This is a genomic window from Streptomyces sp. NPDC090022, assembly GCF_044748145.1.
In the GTDB taxonomy this organism is placed as follows: domain Bacteria; phylum Actinomycetota; class Actinomycetes; order Streptomycetales; family Streptomycetaceae; genus Streptomyces.
In genome coordinates this window covers 313,288-330,343 of sequence record NZ_JBIVFN010000002.1, presented here as the reverse complement: position 1 = coordinate 330,343, position 17,056 = coordinate 313,288, and the positions used below count along the sequence as shown (strand labels likewise).

Genomic DNA, 17,056 nt, shown 5'->3' with positions numbered 1-17,056 from the left:
CTTCACCGCTTCAAGGAGATCCGCTCGTGCAGATCAAGGAAATCACCCCGTTCATCGGCTCGGAGCTGACCGGCGTCGGCTACGAGGAGCTCCGGGACCCCGAGGTCTTCGCCCAGCTCGTCGACATCGTGCACCGCCGCGAACTGGCCGTCGTCCGGGGCCTGGACATCACCCCCGAGCAGCAGATCGAGCTGGCGTCCCGGATCGGCCGGCCCGTGCCGTTCCTCATGGCGAAGTACCGGCACCCCGAGCACCCGGAGATCATGATCTCCTCCAACGCCATGAAGGCGAACCGTCCCGTCGGCGTCGCCCGGGTCGGCAACTTCTGGCACCAGGACTCCTCGTACATGAAGGACCCGGCGCCCTACACGATGCTGCACGGCGTCGACGTACCCGCCACCAGCGGCCACACCCTCTACGCCAGCGCCCTCGACGTCTACGACCGGCTTCCGCAGGAGTGGAAGGACAAGATCGCCGGCCGCACGGCCCTGCACACCGTGAGCAAGCGGCAGCGGATCTCGCCCGAGCACGTCGGGCTCTCCATCGCCGAGCTCAAGGCGCTGGTCGAGATGGAGTACCCGCCGACCGAGCACCCGCTGGTCAAGCACGACGCCGTCACCGGCCGTCCGTACCTCTACGGCGCCCCCGAGTACATGGACTCCGTCGTGGGCTTCGACGCCAACGAGAACGCGGAGTTCTTCGCCCTCATCGACCGGCTCGTCCAGGACCCCGAGCACGTCTACACCCACCGCTGGACGACCAACGACCTGGTGGTGTGGAAGACGGCGACGACCTACCACGCGGCCACCGCGGTCGAGCCCGGTGCCACGCGGACCGTGCACCGGGTGAGCATCGAAGAGGGCGAGACGTGGGCGGCATAGCCGACTTCGACGTGGCCTTCCCCTCCGCGAGGGCCGACATCCGGGCCATGTCCGCGGCCTCGGGCGTCGCCCTCGCGGACCTGGCCCGGATCACCCACTGCGAGACGTTCCCGGTGCTCGCGGACGGTGAGCAGGCCTGGGAGCTCGCCCTGACCGCCGCCCGCACCGTCCTGGAGCGGACCGGCGTGGCACCGGAGCGGATCCGGCAGGTCGTCTACGCCGGGTCCGGCGCGTGGGACCGCCCCTTCTGGTCGCCCGCGGCGAAGGTGGCCCACGCCCTCGGCATCGAGGACGCCCACTGCTTCGAAGTGGCGAACTTCTGCAACGCGGGCATGACCGCCATCCGGCTCCTGTCCACCGCGGGGGCCCTGGATGAGAACGAGTACGCGCTGGTCCTCGTCGGGGACCGGCTGAGCCGGATGGTCGACTACCGTGACCCGGATTCCAAGGCTTTGTTCAACTTCGGTGATGCGGCTGCGGCGGTGCTGCTGGGCGGCGGTCCGAGTCGTTTCCGTGTCGTCCACTCCGCGATGCGCACCGATGGCAGCTGGTCCGACTACTACGCCGGTGAGCTGGCCGACGGGCGCGTCCTGATCCGGCGCGGCGCGCACCGCAAGGGGCTCGCGGACGCCTACGTACGGAACTTCACCGCCCTGGTGGACCGGACCCTGACCGCGCTCGGCATCACGGTGGGGGACGTCTCCCACTTCCTCGTCAACCACGGCGACCGGGACATGCACCAGCGGCTGCTGGCGGCCCTGGGCATCCCGGCCGGGCGGAGCGTCTTCAACTACGACCGGCTGGCCCACATGGGCGGGGCGGACACCCTCATCGCCCTGAAGGACCTCGAACGCGGGGACCGGCTGCGGCACGGCGACCTGATCATGCTCGCCGCCAGCGCCATGGGCTTCAGCTGGTCCATCACGACCTTGGAGTATCTCGGATGAAGATCCTCGTCATTCACCAGGTGCCGTACCGGAAGATCGGTTACGAGCGCGGCATCGACCACGACCGCCACGAGGTGACGTACATCGGGCATCCGCACCGGATGGCCGACCTCCCCGGCCACCTGCCGGCGCGGCGGATCGTCCTCGATGCCGACGAGGACCTGGTCGCCGGGATCCGGGCCCGGACCTCGCCCGCCGACGGCTACGAGAAGGTGCTCGCGCTCTCCGAGTTCGGCATCATCGAGGCCTGCCACGTCCGTGCGCACCTCGGCATCGAGGGCCCGGACCTCGCCGCCGTCGAGCGGGTCCGGGACAAGGTGCGGATGAAGGAGGCGCTGGCCGGCTCGGGTCTGCGCCACCCCCGGTTCGCCGCCGGGCCCGCGGCGGACGGCACGCTGCCGTGGACGGGGCGTACGGTCCTCAAGCCCCGCCAGGGTGCCTCCAGCGAGGACGTGACGATCCACGAGACGGCCCGCGAGGCGCTCGACGCCTACGCGCGGCTGGCCGACGCCGGCGAGTTCCAGCTCGAGGAGCACATCGACGGGGACATCCTGCACGCGGACGGGCTGGTGGCGGACGGCCGGCTCGTCGACCTCGCGGTCAGCCGGTACGTCAACAAGCCGGTCGAGTACGCGCACGGGTCCCCGCTCGGCTCGCACCAGGAGCCGTGCACGCCCGCCCAGCGCGCGCTGGCCGAGCAGGTCGTGGCGGTCCTCGGCATCGAGGAGGGCTGCGTCCACCTGGAGTTCTTCGAGACGCCCGCGGGCGAGCTGGTCTTCCTGGAGGTGGCCAACCGGGTGGGCGGCGCGGCCGTGGTCTCCGTCCACGAGCTGCACACCGGGGTACACCTGCCCTCGCACGAGATCGCCGTCCGGCTCGGCCTGGACCGGCCGCAGGCCGGCGAGCCCAGCGGCCGCCACCACGGCTGGCTCGCCTTCCCCGGCCACCACCTGGCGCCCGGCGAGGTGCGCACGATCGACGTACCCGACCGGATCCGGACCCATCCGTGCCTGGACACCCTGCACGTCCTCGCGCCCGACCAGGAGACGCCGCGTCACATCACCTACCAGGAGTGGGAGGTGCCGGTCTTCATCGAGGCGTCCCACACCGACGCGGGCGAACTGCGCCGCTTCCTGACCGAGTGCGCCCGCGCCGTCTCCGTCCGCACCGCACCGGCCGCGCAGGTGGCGGCATGAGCGCCCCGGTCCGCACCACGCGGGTGATCACCCAGCGCCGCCGGCCCCGGGGCATGCCCGTGCCCGAGGACTTCGCCGAGGCGGAACTGCCCCTGGCGGCGCCGGCCGAGGGCCAGGCCGTGGTGGAGAACCTGTGGCTGTCGGTGGATCCGTACATGCGCGAGGCCATGGACGCCGAGTGGGAGCTCGACGCTCCGCTGGAAGGCCGTTCGATCGGCCGGGTCGTGGAGTCGCGCAGCGCCGGACTCCCCGTCGGGGCCCTGGTGTTCCACCGGGAGGGCTGGCGGACCCACGCCGTGGTGTCCGCGGACGAGGTGCGCGTCCTGCCGCGCTACGAGGGGGTCGCGACCGAGTCCTTCCTCGGCCTGCTCGGCGGCACCGGCCTGACCGCGTACGTCGCCCTGACCCGTATCGCCCGGCTGCGGGCGGGCGAGACGGTCTACGTCTCGGCCGCCGCCGGCGGTGTCGGGACGGCGGCCGGCCGGCTGGCGCGGCTGCTGGGCGCCGGCCGGATCGTCGGCAGCGCCGGTTCCCCGGCCAAGGTCCGGCTGCTGACCGAGGAGCTCGGCTACGACGCCGCGTTCGACCACCGCGCCGGACCCTCCCTGCCCGAGCAGCTGGCCCGCGTGGCACCCGACGGCATCGACGTCTACGTCGACAACGTGGGCGGTGCGCACCTGGAGGCGGCGATCGGGGCGATGCGCGAGGACGGGCGGATCGCCTGGTGCGGAGCCATCGCGCAGTACAACGCGGGTGCCGCCCCGGCGGCGCCCCGCAACCTCTTCGACCTCGTGGAGAAGAGCATCCGGCTGGAGGGCTTCCTCGTCTCCCGCCACCGCGACGCGCAAGCGGAGCTGGAGGAGTTCCTCGTCCCGCACCTGCGGTCGGGACGGATCACCGACCGGCTGAGCGTGACCGAGGGCTTCGGGCGGACCGTCGACGCCTTCCTCGGGATGCTGCGCGGCGAGAACACCGGCAAGGCGGTCGTACGGCTGGGCCGGGACGACCCGGCGCCGGTCCCCGGCAACTCCCCCTGAGCGAGCGAGGGTTCCATGTCACACGTCCGCACCGGACTGCACATCAGCGTCGTGACGCTCGGTTCCGCCCACCGGATCTGCGCGATCTGGAGCGTACGGGGGACCGCCGCCGCGGAGCATCCGTGCGAGTTCCCCGGCGCCCTCCTGCTGCCGCGCAAGGGGGCGGAGCAGGACTGGGCCGTCGAGACGGCGCTGGCGGCGGCCGTGGCGCACGGGGCCGGTGACGGTCCCGCCTGCGTGGACCTGACCACGACGGCGGGCGGGATCGAACCGGCCGGGCTGCGGACCGGGGTGTGCGCCTCCGACCTGCTGGACCTGGCCCGTACGGCGCTGGGCGAGGACCAGCGGGAGTGGGCCGAGCTGGCCCGCACGGACCCGGCCGCCTTCCGCGCCGCGGCCCGCCGCCCGTACTCGATGCGGCAGCGGGCCGCGTGCCTGGTCACCCGGGACCCGGCCGGCCCGCGCCGGGACGTACGGCTGCTGCACGCACGGCAGGACACGGTCCTGCGCGACTACACGGTGGGGCTGCTGGCGTCGGCCGGGACCACCGACGCCACGGCGGGCGACGAGACCCGCCCTTCCCACCCCAGGAGACAGTGATGCGCCTGCCCACGGAACTGAAACCGCGGCCGGTACCGGTACCGGTGCCCGCGCCCGCCGCTGTTGCGCCCGTGTCCGCGACCGCGCCCGTGTCCGTGTCCGTGTCCGTGTCCGTGTCCTGGGAGCGGTACTTCTCCCGCAGCGCCCACGCCATGGTGCCCTCCGAGGTCCGCTCGCTGTTCTCCGTGGCCGCCCGCCCCGGCATCGTCTCGCTGGCGGGCGGCATGCCGGACGTCTCCGCCCTCCCGCCGGACACCATGGCCGGCATCGTCGCCGACGTCGTGCGCGAGCACGGCGCGACGGCCCTCCAGTACGGGTCGGCGCAGGGCGACCCGGGGCTGCGCGAGCGCATCTGCTCCGTCATGGCCCTCGAGGGGATCTCCGCCCGCCCCGAGGACGTCATGGTCACCGTGGGCTCCCAGCAGGCCCTGGACCTGCTGGCCCGGGTGCTGCTCGACCCCGGGGACACGGTGGTGGCCGAAGGCCCCACGTACGTCACCGCGCTCGGTACGTTCAAGGCCGCCGGCGCCCGCGTGGTGCAGGTCGCCATGGACCGTGCCGGGGTGGTCCCGGACGAACTGGCCGCGGCCTTCCGGCGGCTGGCGGCCGAGGGCCGGCCCGCCAAGTTCTTCTACACCGTCCCCACCTTCCAGAACCCCACCGGTGCCACGGTCCCGGCGGGCCGCCGCGCGCGGATCCTGGAGGTCTGCCGGGCGGCCGGGGTGCTCGTGGTGGAGGACAACCCGTACGGCCTCCTGCACTACGACGGCGAACCCACCCGGGCCCTCGCCGCCGACGACCCCGAGCGGGTGGTCTACCTCGGGTCCTTCTCCAAGACGCTGGCCCCGGGCCTGCGGGTGGGCTGGGTGCACGCACCGGCCGCCCTGACCGCCAAGCTGGTGCTCGCCGCCGAGAGCGCCATGCTCTCCCACTCCGCGCTCGCCCAGCTGACCGTGGACCGCTACCTGCGCACCCAGCCGTGGCGGGAGCGGCTCGCGGACTTCCGCGCGGGCTACCGCGCCCGGCGCGACGCCATGCTGCGCGCGCTCTCCGCCTCGATGCCCGCGGGGGTGTCGTGGACCGTCCCGGACGGCGGCTTCTTCATCTGGCTGACCCTCCCGGAGGGCATGGACTCACGCGAACTGCTGCCCCACGCGCTGGCGGCGGGGGTCGCGTTCGTACCGGGAACCGGCTTCTACGCCGACGGCCGCGGCGCCCGGCACCTGCGGCTGTCCTTCTCGTACCCGCCGGCGGAGCGGATCGACGAAGGCGTCCGGCGGCTGGCCGCGGTGATCACCGCACACCTGTGAGGCGACCCCACGGCGCGACCCCGTGACGCGACCCCGTGACACGGCCCCGTGACACGGCCCCGTGAACCGGCTGTACGCGGACGGACGGCAGCCACCCCCCTACCCATGACGAGGACTTGATCATGAGGCACTACCCCACCGACCTCCTGCTGGCCGTCGAGCACGTCGAGCGCGCCCTCGCGTCCGGCGCCCTCGCCCCGCTCGACGCCGCGCTGCGGCAGGCCGGCGTCGCCGACCCGCCGCGCCGGTTCGACAGCGGGCGGCTCTTCGAGGGGCTGGACCGGCTGCTCGGCGGCGTCTGCCAGTTCCCCTGGCAGCCGCTGACCGACAGCGACGATGTCCTGGAGCTGAGCCCGGTGGGCACCGTCGTCCTCGACGACCTGCGCGCCGAGGCGACCCTGCGCGGTCTGCTGCTCGCGTGGGCCCTGGGCAACCGGGTCACCGTACGGTCGGCGCGCGGCGAGCTGTGGGAGCAGGTCATGACGGCGCTGCGGGACGCCGGTGTCCCGCTGCCGGCGGGACAGGTGACCGGGCCCGGCGCCGACGCGCCCGTGGAACCGCTGGAGGTCCCCGAGCTGCCCGCCGGCGCGGACCTCGCCCTCGACTGCCAGGCCGCGTGGGCGCACGGACTGTTCCGTGGCCGGCACCTGCCGGGCGTCTCCCTGGCCCACATCCGCGGCGAGGACGACGACCACCGCACGGAGCGGCTCGCGGCCCGCCTGCGCTACCTGGTCGCGCGCGCCCGGCGCACCCCGTACTACCGGGAGCTGCCCGACGTGACGCGGGACGCCGACCCCACCCGGCTCCCCGTCCTGGAGAAGGCGGCGCTGGAGGCGCACTCACTGCCCGCGAGCCGCGACCTGAGCAGCGGGGACCGGGCCACCGGGGAGGTGCTGCGCTCGGGCGCGACCAGCGGCGAGCCGCGCTACATCGTCTACTCGCGCTCCGACTGGGAGAACATGGTCCGCGAGGCCGTCCCCATGCTGTACGCGCTGGGGATCGAGCCGGGCGACCGGATCGTCAACACGCTCTTCGGCGGCGGCATGTACGGCGGGCTGACCACGACGTTCAGCGAGCTGTCCCGGATGCCCGTCGAGTCGTACGCGACCGCGCAGTTCGTGACCGTCGACGATCTGCTGATGCTCACCGGGAGCTTCGACGCCAACGTGATCCTCGGCATGCCGGCCCTCATCCTGCCGCTGCTGCGCGACGCCAAGAAGCGCCGCCCCGGGCTGCGGATCGAGAAGGTGATCTACGGCGGCACCCCGATGACCGAGACCGACAAGACCTGGCTGCGCGAGGAGCTCGGGGCCCGCGTGGTGTCCAGCATCCTCGCGGCGAACGACGGCGCGCAGCTCGGCTACCAGTGCGGGTTCCTCGGCGGGACCGTGCACCACGTCAACGACGACTACAACCTCATCGAGGTCGTGGACGAGGCCGGTCGGCCGGTCGCGCCCGGGACCCCCGGTGAGCTGCTGGTCACGGGCCTGCAGAAGTTCGAGGGCCCGCTGATCCGCTACCGCATCGGCGACATGGGCCGCACGTACGAACACGCGTGCGCGTGCGGGGTGTCGGGGCGGGTGCTGGAGTACCTGGGCCGCTCCGACGGGCTGGTCCGCTTCAAGGGCGAAACGGTTCTGTACGGGGAGGTCTTCGACGTCCTCGCCGCCTTCGAGGTCTCGCAGCTCCAGATCGAGGTCGCCACCGAGGGCAGCCGGGAGATCCTGACGGTCCGCACCGAGGCGCCCAGCCCGCCGGACCCCGAGGCCGTGCGCGAGCTGCTGGTCAAGGAGTTCCCGGTGCTGGGCGGCTACCAGGACTTCGACGCCGCGCTGGACGCGTACGAGCTGCGGATCGTCTGCCTCGCCGAGGGCGGGCTGCCGCGCAATCCGGTCAGCGGCAAGGTCAAGAACGTCATCGACCGCCGGCTGGACGGGGTGCTGTGATGCTCGGGCACGACCGGGTCGCGCGCACCATGCTGGGGGCGATCACCCTCTCCAGCGTCGGCGTCGGCATCCACACCCTGGCCATGGGGCAGTTGCTGTACGGCCGTACCGGCAGCCCGGCCGCCTTCGCGTTCGTCCTGACCCTCCAGGGCGTGGCGGCCCTGTGCGTCCTGCCGGTGTGCGGTCCGCTGGTGGACGCCCTCGACTCCAAGTGGGTGTACGCGCTGTGCGGGCTGGGCCGGGCCGGCACCGTCGCGCTGATCGTGGGCGTCGCGGCCCTGCTGCCCGGCACGGAAGCCGTGCCCTGGATCGTGGCGGCGTCCGCGCTGCTCGCCGTCTTCGACAACGTCGAGCGGTCGGCGCTGTTCAAGCTGACCGCGCACCACGTGGACCAGGAGCACGCCACCCGGTTCAACAGCCTGATCGGCGTGGCCTTCCAGGCCGGGGCGCTGAGCGGGATGGCGCTCCTGGGACTGATCCTGACCTGGGGCACCGCCGAACAGGCCCTGATGATCGACATCCTGATGTCGCTGGCCTGCGCCCTCGCGGTGAGCCGGATCCGCCTGACGGCGGACGAGGGCAACCCGCCGCTGTCCGCACGCCTGCTGACGCGGGCCGTGACGGGCACGGTGGGCGAGTGGCGGCGGATGCTGGTCCGCTACCGGGGCGACCGGACCGTCTTCCTCATGATCGTCCTGTGCGGTGGTGACTTCGTCTTCGCCCAGGGCCTGAGCACCCTGGTCATCCCGCTGACCGCCGAGTTCCACGGCGGCCGGGGCTGGTACGTGGCGGCGCTGGAGGCCACGTTCGCGGTCGGGATGATCAGCGCCTCGTTCCTGACCCGGTACCTCGTCTCGCAGCGCCTGCTGCCGGTGTGGCTGCTCGGCCAGGCCGCGGCGGCCGCCCTGCTGGCCGTGAGCGGGACGGCCGCGGTGCACTTCCTCGCGTTCTTCCTGGCGGGGTTCGCCAACCTCAACAGCCTCACCTGGCTGCTGACTTCGCTCCAGCAGCACGCGGCGGAGGGCGACAAGGCCAAGATGGCCTCGCTGCGGCTGCTCGCGATCGGCCTGGGCACCGCGGCCCTCATGCCGGTTGTGGGGCAGTTCTCCACGGCCTCGCTCGGGGCCGGGTTCTGGAGCGTCGCGGCGACGATGGCGCTCTTCGCGGTGGGCGGGGCGGTGGTGGCTCGTGGGTACCGGCCGCGGGCGTCGGGGTCGGGGGGCTCCGTACTCCCGGAGGTCCGGCCCGCGGAGCCGGTGGCGGCGGGGTGAGCCGTACGCCGGGACACGCGGCGGGCCCGGGTCGGTGACCCGGGCCCGCCGCCGTGCAGCCAACGTGGGGACGGGTCAGCGGGAACGGGTCACGGGGGACGGACGGCTCACCAGGCACGGCTCACTGCGGCGGGCGGCGCAGGCCGGCGACCAGCAGGGCCGCCAGGCGGCGGGCGTCGTAGCGGGGGTCGCTCTCGGCGCCGATGCAGAGGTTCCCGATACCGCGCATGAGCTGGTACGCGGTGAGGTCGCCGGCGATCTCGTCCGCGGCGACGGCGGCGTCGAGCAGCTCGGTGCACACCGGCACGAGCCGGTCGAGGAAGGAGGTGTGGAGCCTCTCGAAGCCCGCGCTGTCCGACCGCATCGCGGCCGCCAGGCCGTGCTTGGTCACCAGGAAGTCGACGAAGAGGTCGACCCACCGCTCCAGCGCGGCGTGCGGTGTCGGGCTGCTCGCCAGCAGGGCCGGGCCGGCCTCGGCGCAGGCGTCGAGCTGGTGGCGGTAGACGGCGATGACGAGGTCCGCCCGGGCCGGGAAGTGCCGGTAGACCGTACCCACCCCGACCCCGGCCCTGGCCGCGATGTCACGTACCGGTGCGTCCACCCCCGAGGCGACGAAGGCCGCCGCGGCCGCGTCCAGGAGGGCCTGCTGGTTGCGCCGGACGTCCTTGCGCCGGGATCCGGCCGCGCCGGCCGGCCGGGTCTCGCCGTCGTTCACCGCGCACTCCTTCCGTGGGCCGTGGGCCGTGGGCCGTGCCGGACGGAACGGTGTCCGTCCGGCTCGCTCGCGGAGGAAGGTTCCGTTTCGGTCCTTCCGGTCATGATGCCAGACCCGGCCCGGGCCGTCCGGCCCTGATCCGGGGGCCGCTGGACGGCCTACGCGCGGGCGCGCGGCGCGAGCGAGTCGACGTCCTCCATGAAGCTGAGCATCCGGGCGTTGACCAGATCCGGGTGGTCGATCTGCGGGCCGTGGCCGGTCGCGGCGACGATCTCCGCGCGGGCGCCGGGGATCACCCGGGGCACCCGCTCCAGCTGCCGCTTCGGGTGCACCAGCAGGCTCCGCTTGCCCATGATCAGGTAGAACGGCGTACGGATCGTGCCCAGTTCGGCGTCCGACAGCGGCAGCGGGGCGGGCCGGCGGATCCGGAAGGCGCGCACACTCGCGTGGATCCAGGCGCGCAGTTCGGGAACGACGATCACGGGCTGCTCCAGCCAGGCGGCGAGCCGCGGGCGCAGCGCCTTGGGCGCGTACGTGGCGAACAGGCTCGCGAAGATCCATACGAAGAACCGCAGCCCCACCTTCTCCAGGCCGCCCGGGTCGAGGGCGGTGACGGAGGCGAGCCGGCCGGGGCGGCGGTGCACCATGTTGATGACCAGCCAGCCGCCGTACGAGGACCCGACCAGGTGGACCTTGTCGAGGCCGAGGGCGTCGAGGGTCTCGTCGAGCCACTGGGCGGCGCGCTCGGGCTGCCACATGGGCTCGCGGTGGACGCTGCGGCCGGGGTCGCCGGGGGTGTCGAAGGCGTAGACGGGGCGGTCGGCGCTGAGCGCGGGGGTGTTGGGGTACCACATCGCGGAACAGCCGCCGGAGCCGTGGATCAGGACCACCGGCGTACGGGACTCGGCGGCGGGGTCGGCGGGGCCGTACCGGTAGACGTGCGTGGTGCCGAAGCTCGTCTCCACGTCGGTCTCGGAGCGCAGGGGCGCGCCCTTCGCGAACAGGGCGTCGCAGGTGGCGAAGTACCGGTCGCGCAGGGTGTCGTCGACGTAGCGGCCGATGTCGCGGCGGGCACGGGTCGTGGAGTCGGTCACGGGGCACCTCCTGGGAGAACCTGATCTTCGTGATACGACCGTACCACGAAGATGGTACGGCGGTACCATGAAAATCCGGCGCATCCCACCGACGGGCGGAGACCACGAAGACATGCCGAAACGCGTGGACCACGAAGAACGGCGCACCCAGATCGCCGACGCGCTCGTGCGCGTCGCCGGACGGCGCGGACTGCACGCGGTCGGCATGCGCGACGTGGCGGCCGAGGCCGGCGTATCGCTGCGGCTCGTGCAGTACTACTTCGAGACCAAGGAGAAGCTGCTCCTCTACGGACTCCAGCACCTGACCGACCGCTTCACCGCCCGCGTCGCCGCCCGCCTGGGCGCCGCCGGCCCGGACCCGGGCCCGCGCGCGACCGCGGAGGCGCTGGTCCTGGCGTCCCTGCCCACCGACGAGGAGAGCCGGACCTTCCACCTGCTCTACAGCTCGTACGCGATCCTGTCCGTGACCGACGAGGCCCTGGCCGCCCAGCCCTTCATCGACAACCCGGACGCCGCCGAGGACGCCCTGGCCGGCCTGATCGCGTCGGCCCAGGAGGCCGGCCGGGCCGACCCGGACGCCGACGCGCGCACGGAGGCGATCAGCCTCCTGGCCATGGCGGCGACCCTCGGCACGAGCATCCTGGTGGGCCAGCGCACCCCGGACGCGGCCACCGCGGTCCTCCGCCACCACCTGAACCGCGTCTTCACCCCGCACCCGACCGACACGCCCTAACCCTTCGGGCGGCCCGCCTGGAGGGCGGCTACCACCTCGGCCAGGCTTTCGCAGGCCTGTTCGATCCTGACGCGGATGTTGTTCTGCTCGGTGACCATGGCGGACAGCAGCAGGGCGGTCAGGGCCGCGCTGCCGTTGAGCGCCTGGAGGTTGACCATGATCTCGAAGAGGGTGCGGTCCGCGAAGGGGCCGGTGCCGGCGGTGGCCGCCGAGATCGCCAGGACCGAGATGATCAGCACGCACGGCGCGGCGCCGGCGAGCTGGAAGCGCACGGCCGCCCAGATGATCAGCGGGAAGACCAGGAAGAGCAGGGACAGCGGGCTCCGGGTGGTCACGAGGGTGACCACGGCGGCGGTGATCAGGAGGACGGCCGCCTCGACCGCACGCAACGGGTCCACGGGGAGCCGGGGCCGGCGCAGGGCCAGCAGCAGCGGGGTCAGGACCAGGACGCCCATCGCGTCGCCGGCCCACCAGGCGGACCACACCGGCCAGAAGTCGGCCGCCGACAGGGCGCCGGTGAGCAGCAGCGTCGCGGCACCGGCGGTCGCACTGACCAGCATGGGCAGCAGTCCGCCGAGGAAGACCAGGGCCAGCCCGTCGCGCAGCCGGTCCAGCTCGGTACGGAAGCCCGCGCGCCGGAGCATCGCGTACGCGCACAGCGGCGCGACCGTGTTGCCCGCGACGATGCCCAGGGCGGACACGTCGAGGCTGCTGATCGACGCGATGACCAGGGCCGTTCCCGCAGCGATGCCCGGCCAGACGCCGGCGCCGAGCCGGAGCAGGGCGGCCACCGCGATGCCCGTGGGCAGCCACAGCGGGGTGACCCGGGCCCCGTCGACGACGATGCTCTGGAGCAGCCCGACGCGCCCGGCCGCGTAGTAGGCGACGGCGACGGCGAGGATCTGGAGGAGCGTGGCGCCGGCGCCCCGGCCGCGCCACGGGCCCTGTCCCCGGTTCTGCCCTCGGCCCTGTCCTCGGCCCTGTCCTCGGCCCTGTCCTCGGCCCTGTTCCGGCTCCCCCCGCCCCTGCTCGGTGCCCATCACCGTATGAGACACCGCCCGCCGCCCCGCCGCGGAGCGTGACACGCCCGGTCAGGGGTGTCCCCTCGTCACGACGACGGCGCGGCCGCCTCATGGCGCAGGACCAGGACCGCGGCGTCGTCGGCGTGGCCCGTGGAGTCGGCCACCTTCATCACCTCGGCGGCCAGGTCGCCGGGGTCGGCGCCCGCGCCGTTCCGGACCACCCGGGCCACGCGGGCCAGCCCCACCTCGATCGGGAACGACGGGCCCTCCACCACACCGTCGGTCAGCAGCACCCAGGCTCCCGCGTGCGTCAGGGGGTGGCGGGTCACCGGGTACGCCGAGCCGGGCAGCACGCCCAGCGGGATGCCGCCCTCGTCCTCGGCGACGCCGTACGCGCCGTCGACCGTGGCCCAGACCGCCGGGACGTGCCCGGCCCGGGCCGCCTCCAGGACCCAGGCCTTCGGATCGAACCGGAAGAAGCCGCAGGTGGCGAAGAGGTCGCGGCCCACCGACAGCAGCAGGTCGTTGGCCCGGCCGAGGACCTGCCCCGGGTCGGCGGTGGCCGCAGCCACCGCCCGCAGGGCTATCCGGATCTGGCCCATGAACGCCGCCGCCTCGACGTCGTGGCCCTGGACGTCGCCGATGGAGAAGGCCAGCGCCCCGTCGGGCAGGGCGAACCCGTCGTACCAGTCGCCGCCGATGTCCAGCCCGCGCCGGGCCGGCGCGTACCGGGCCGCGGTCCGCAGGCCCGGTACGGCGGGCAGGGTGGCCGGCAGCATCTCGCGCTGCAGGGCCTGGGCCAGCTCCACGCGGGCCGTGTGCAGCTCGGCCCCCTCCCGCGCCTGGGCGGTGAGGCGCCCGAGCATGGTCAGCAGGTCGTCGGCGCTCGACCGCGGGGGACGACGCGGGGTCATGGACCTCTCCGATGGACGTCCGTTTTCCCCATCGTATTTCCGCGGGCCGCCCGCCGCCCGGTGTCCGGCCGCCGGGCGGCAAGCGGCCTGAGGCCTGAGGCCTGAGGCCTGAGGCCTGAAGCCTGGGGCCTGAAGCCCGCGGCCTCAGGCCGTGGGCGTGGCCGCGGCCCGCTCGGCGGCGCTGCGCTCGACGCAGAACTCGTTGCCCTCGATGTCGGCGAGAGTGACCCAGCCGGCGCCGTCGGGACGGCGGTGGTCGCCGACCAGGGTGGCGCCCAGGGCCAGCAGGCGCTCGACCTCCTCGTCACGGGTGCGGTCGGTGGGCTGGATGTCGAAGTGGATCCGGTTCTTGACCGTCTTGGTGTCGGGGACGGCTATGAACAGGATCGACACGCCCTCCGTCTCGACCAGGGCCTCGGGGTCACCGGGGAAGTCGTCATCGGCGATCTTGCTGTTCAGTACCTCGGCCCAGAAGGTGGCGAGCCGGTAGGTGTCGGCGCAGTCGACGGTCACGTGATGCACAAGGGATGCCATGGGCTCACTATGGCCAGCGATCCGATGATCTTCCAAGGGGTTCGGGGGCGCCGCGCGGGGTGGCGGGCCGCCGCGCCGGGGGCGAGGATGGCGTGGCGGGCACGCCCCGCATCCGGCCCCGTAACGGGCGGCCGGCACCGGTCCCTCCCGCGGGCCGCCGCGACCCGGCGGCCGGGCGCACGCGGGCCCGAGGGATACCCGAGGCGCCCGCCGGGTATATCAAGACAGGACATGGCTCACGACGGCCAGGCTGCATCCGCCGCGAAGCATCAGCACCGTCGGAGGACGAAGCATGGACCCCATCGCGCACACCCCCGACCACTTCGACCATACGGAGCCCGTGGCCGACCCGGCCGCGGCGGCCCCGGACGCACCACAGAGCCGCGCACCACAGAGTCACGGGCCACAGAGTCACGGGCCAAGGAGCCACGCGCCGCGCCCTCGGACGGAGAGCCCCGAACCGGCGGACCTCCCCGGGCTCCCGGAGATCCCCGAGGACCCGCTGGGCGTCAGCACGGGCGAGGCCCGCACGCTCTCGGTGGCCCTGTTCCACCGGCTGCAGGCCCTGGACGAGGGCAGCGCCGAGTACTCGTACGTACGCAACACGCTCGTCGAGCTCAACCTCAGCCTGGTCAAGTTCGCGGCCCGCCGGTTCCGCAACCGCAGCGAGCCGATGGAGGACATCATCCAGGTCGGCACGGTGGGCCTGATCAAGGCCATCAACCGGTTCGACGCGGACCGCGGAGTGGAGTTCACCTCCTTCGCGATGCCCACCATCACGGGTGAGATCAAACGTTTCTTCCGGGACACCAGCTGGGCCGTGAAGGTCCCCCGCCGGCTCCAGGAACTGCGCCTGGACACCGCCAAGGCGAACGACGCGCTGGAACAGGACCTCGGCCGCACCCCCACCGACGGCGAGCTCGCCGAGCGCCTGGGCGTCGACGAGGAGGAGCTGGCCGAGGGCCGCAAGGCCGCGCACGCCTACTCCACCCGGTCCCTGGACGCCCCGGCGCAGGAGGACGGCGACGCGTACGGCAGCCGGCCCGCGCTCGGCGAGGACGAGGCCGCCTACGACCGCATCGAGTGCCTGGAGTCCCTCAAGCCGCTGCTGGCCGAGCTCTCCGAGCGCGAGCGGATCCTGCTCTCCCTGCGCTTCGGCCAGGAGCTGACGCAGTCCGAGATCGGCGACCGGCTGGGCCTGTCGCAGATGCACGTGTCGCGGCTGCTCACCCGGACTCTGACGACGCTGCGGACCGGGCTGCTGGCGGATCCGGAGCCGGAGCCTGAGTCGGAGCCGCACCCCGAGCGGGAGCCTCAGCACGTGTCGCAGCGCGTGTCGCAGCCGGACGCCACGGGTCCGCGGTGAGCGGCGAGGCCACCTCCAGCCACACCGTCTTGCCGCCCCACGCGCTCGTGGAGGGCACCGAACCCCAGCGGCGGGCGAGCCGCTCCAGCACGGTCAGACCGTGACCGCCCGGCAGGGCGGGATCGAGGATCGGACGGCGACGGGGCTCGACCGGGCTCCCGTCGCTGACCTCCACCCGCAGCCGCTCGGCGGTGTGGCGCAGGACCAGCTCCCTCGGGCCGCCGGCGTGCATGCAGGCGTTGGTCACCAGCTCGGAGACCAGCAGCAGCACGTCCTCGGCGGCCTCGGCGCGGTCGGCGGCCGCACGGTCGAAGCCCTCCTGCCCGGCCGACCCCTCCTGCCCGGCCGACCCGCCAGACCCGCCCTGCCCGCTCGACCCGTCCTGCCCAGCCGGCCCGCCCGGCCCCTCGGCCGCGTCGGTGCCGCCGACGGGGTGGACACGGCCCGCGTCGGGTGCGTACGCGTACCCGTACCCGCGTCCCGCGCCGAGCCCGCCGGCGATGGCCCACAGGTCCTCCTCCGGTTCCGGGCCGACCCAGCCCCAGTCCACCAGGGCCTGGCGGGTGAAGTCCCGGCAGCGGGTGACCACGCCCGGGGTGCCGCCGCCCAGGAGGAGCCGGCGCGTCTGTTCGGTCACGGCGCGCCACCGCCCCCCGCGTGCCGCTCGGGGCCGGCCGCCCCGCTCAGGTCGGCCGACCCGCTCGGCCCGCTCGGCGCACCGCTCGCGGCCAGGGCGTCGGCCAGGTCGGCGTGGACCCGGAAGACCCCCTCGGCGCCGGTGAGGTGGAACATCCGCGCCACCGGCTGGCGCAGCCCTGACAGCTCCACGCGGCTGCCGGCCTCCTCGGCCCGCAGCCGGGCCCGCAGCAGCACGTTCAGTCCGGTCGAGTCGCAGAACCGCAGCCGCGCGCAGTCCACCACCAGCCGGTTCCCCTCGCCCGCCCCGTCCAGGGCGGCCGCCAGCGCCTCGCGCAGCGGGGCCGCCGTGTCGTGGTCGAGCTCACCGGCCAGGGCGAGGACGGTGCCGCCGTCCACGGCGGTCGCCTCGACGGAGAAGCGCCGGGCCATGGTCCCTCCCTCCGGGCTCACATGTGCCGGTTGACGGCGTAGTACTGCTCGATCAGCCGGATGTGGGCCACGTCGTCCTCATGCTGTCCGCGCTCGAAGTCCGGGCCGGCCTTGATGTCGGCCTTGGTCACGGCGACGTGCACGGTCTCCTCGTCCAGGTCCACGTACGTCACCACGCCCGCCGGCACCAGGACGTGGCGCCCCATGAACCAGTGACCGGTGTCCACGACGATGTACGAGCGGCCCGCGTCGGCGGAGTGTTTGTCGATCTTCCCCACGTGCCCGTCGCGCGCCACCACCTTGAAACCGGTGAGCTCCACCCCCGCGACATGGCCGCTGCTCTTGGCATAAGCCCACATCTCGGTACCCACGGCAGCCTCCCACTGTCTCTGCGCGGCACCTACCCACGCACCGGGCGATCA

The 17,056-nt window shown here is 73.6% G+C and carries 17 protein-coding genes and 1 pseudogene; 10 read left to right on the top strand and 8 right to left on the bottom strand.

What is annotated here, in order from left to right; translation table 11 throughout:
* Window positions 1-26: 26 nt before the first annotated feature.
* The 8 genes from ACIPXB_RS06030 (at window position 27) to ACIPXB_RS05995 (ending at window position 9,188) form a co-directional block, all read left to right on the top strand.
* Window positions 27-881, top strand: a complete 855-nt coding sequence (locus ACIPXB_RS06030; RefSeq protein WP_401445086.1) for a TauD/TfdA dioxygenase family protein — start codon at window positions 27-29, stop codon at window positions 879-881.
* Window positions 869-1,828, top strand: a complete 960-nt coding sequence (locus ACIPXB_RS06025; protein WP_401445083.1) for a 3-oxoacyl-ACP synthase III family protein — start codon at window positions 869-871, stop codon at window positions 1,826-1,828. Before ACIPXB_RS06030 ends, ACIPXB_RS06025 begins: the two co-directional genes overlap by 13 nt.
* Window positions 1,825-3,024 (top strand): acetyl-CoA carboxylase biotin carboxylase subunit family protein, encoded by a 1,200-nt coding sequence (locus tag ACIPXB_RS06020; RefSeq protein WP_401445080.1) that lies wholly within the window; start codon window positions 1,825-1,827, stop codon window positions 3,022-3,024. Before ACIPXB_RS06025 ends, ACIPXB_RS06020 begins: the two co-directional genes overlap by 4 nt.
* Window positions 3,021-4,061, top strand: coding sequence for a zinc-binding dehydrogenase (locus ACIPXB_RS06015; RefSeq protein WP_401445078.1), 1,041 nt, complete (start codon window positions 3,021-3,023; stop codon window positions 4,059-4,061). The genes ACIPXB_RS06020 and ACIPXB_RS06015 overlap by 4 nt, the downstream gene beginning before the upstream one ends.
* A 15-nt stretch (window positions 4,062-4,076) precedes the next feature.
* On the top strand, window positions 4,077-4,661 hold the full coding sequence (locus ACIPXB_RS06010) for a hypothetical protein (RefSeq protein ID WP_401445076.1): 585 nt from the start codon (window positions 4,077-4,079) through the stop codon (window positions 4,659-4,661).
* On the top strand, window positions 4,661-5,971 hold the full coding sequence (locus ACIPXB_RS06005; protein WP_401445074.1) for a PLP-dependent aminotransferase family protein: 1,311 nt from the start codon (window positions 4,661-4,663) through the stop codon (window positions 5,969-5,971). Before ACIPXB_RS06010 ends, ACIPXB_RS06005 begins: the two co-directional genes overlap by 1 nt.
* Window positions 5,972-6,093: 122 nt before the next feature.
* Window positions 6,094-7,917, top strand: a complete 1,824-nt coding sequence (locus tag ACIPXB_RS06000; protein WP_401445072.1) for a phenylacetate--CoA ligase family protein — start codon at window positions 6,094-6,096, stop codon at window positions 7,915-7,917.
* Window positions 7,917-9,188, top strand: a complete 1,272-nt coding sequence (locus ACIPXB_RS05995) for an MFS transporter (RefSeq protein ID WP_401445070.1) — start codon at window positions 7,917-7,919, stop codon at window positions 9,186-9,188. The genes ACIPXB_RS06000 and ACIPXB_RS05995 overlap by 1 nt, the downstream gene beginning before the upstream one ends.
* Before the next feature lie 121 nt (window positions 9,189-9,309).
* Here the strand turns inward: ACIPXB_RS05995 and ACIPXB_RS05990 are convergent, their stop codons facing one another.
* Window positions 9,310-9,903, bottom strand: coding sequence for a TetR/AcrR family transcriptional regulator (locus ACIPXB_RS05990; protein WP_401445068.1), 594 nt, complete (start codon window positions 9,901-9,903; stop codon window positions 9,310-9,312).
* Between the two features lie 158 nt (window positions 9,904-10,061).
* Window positions 10,062-10,997: an alpha/beta fold hydrolase gene (locus ACIPXB_RS05985; RefSeq protein ID WP_401445066.1), complete on the bottom strand. Its 936-nt coding sequence runs from the start codon at window positions 10,995-10,997 to the stop codon at window positions 10,062-10,064.
* A 112-nt stretch (window positions 10,998-11,109) separates the two neighbouring features.
* Between ACIPXB_RS05985 and ACIPXB_RS05980 the strand changes: the two genes are divergently transcribed.
* The gene (locus ACIPXB_RS05980) at window positions 11,110-11,730 is read left to right on the top strand and encodes a TetR/AcrR family transcriptional regulator (protein ID WP_401445063.1); all 621 of its coding nucleotides are present in this window, start codon (window positions 11,110-11,112) and stop codon (window positions 11,728-11,730) included.
* Here ACIPXB_RS05980 and ACIPXB_RS05975 read toward each other — a convergent pair.
* From ACIPXB_RS05975 to ACIPXB_RS05965, 3 genes are all read right to left on the bottom strand, one after another.
* Complete coding sequence (locus ACIPXB_RS05975; protein ID WP_401445061.1) at window positions 11,727-12,770, bottom strand: MASE1 domain-containing protein; 1,044 nt, start codon at window positions 12,768-12,770, stop codon at window positions 11,727-11,729. The two genes, ACIPXB_RS05980 and ACIPXB_RS05975, sit on opposite strands and share 4 nt — an antisense overlap.
* A gap of 68 nt (window positions 12,771-12,838) precedes the next feature.
* Window positions 12,839-13,666: a PP2C family protein-serine/threonine phosphatase gene (locus ACIPXB_RS05970; RefSeq protein ID WP_401445059.1), complete on the bottom strand. Its 828-nt coding sequence runs from the start codon at window positions 13,664-13,666 to the stop codon at window positions 12,839-12,841.
* 144 nt (window positions 13,667-13,810) lie between these two features.
* Complete coding sequence (locus ACIPXB_RS05965) at window positions 13,811-14,200, bottom strand: VOC family protein (RefSeq protein ID WP_401445057.1); 390 nt, start codon at window positions 14,198-14,200, stop codon at window positions 13,811-13,813.
* Between the two features lie 292 nt (window positions 14,201-14,492).
* On the opposite strand from ACIPXB_RS05965, the gene ACIPXB_RS05960 reads away from it, so the two are divergent.
* Window positions 14,493-15,566, top strand: coding sequence for a SigB/SigF/SigG family RNA polymerase sigma factor (locus ACIPXB_RS05960; protein WP_401445055.1), 1,074 nt, complete (start codon window positions 14,493-14,495; stop codon window positions 15,564-15,566).
* Window positions 15,567-15,597: 31 nt separating this feature from the next.
* On the opposite strand, the pseudogene ACIPXB_RS05955 reads toward ACIPXB_RS05960, so the two are convergent.
* From ACIPXB_RS05955 to ACIPXB_RS05945, 3 genes and pseudogenes are all read right to left on the bottom strand, one after another.
* A pseudogene (locus ACIPXB_RS05955) lies at window positions 15,598-16,116 on the bottom strand (ATP-binding protein); the annotation flags it as partial.
* 83 nt (window positions 16,117-16,199) lie between these two features.
* Window positions 16,200-16,634 (bottom strand): STAS domain-containing protein, encoded by a 435-nt coding sequence (locus tag ACIPXB_RS05950; protein WP_401445053.1) that lies wholly within the window; start codon window positions 16,632-16,634, stop codon window positions 16,200-16,202.
* Window positions 16,635-16,651: 17 nt separating this feature from the next.
* Window positions 16,652-17,005: a PRC-barrel domain-containing protein gene (locus ACIPXB_RS05945; protein WP_401445051.1), complete on the bottom strand. Its 354-nt coding sequence runs from the start codon at window positions 17,003-17,005 to the stop codon at window positions 16,652-16,654.
* Between the last annotated feature and the right edge of the window lie 51 nt (window positions 17,006-17,056).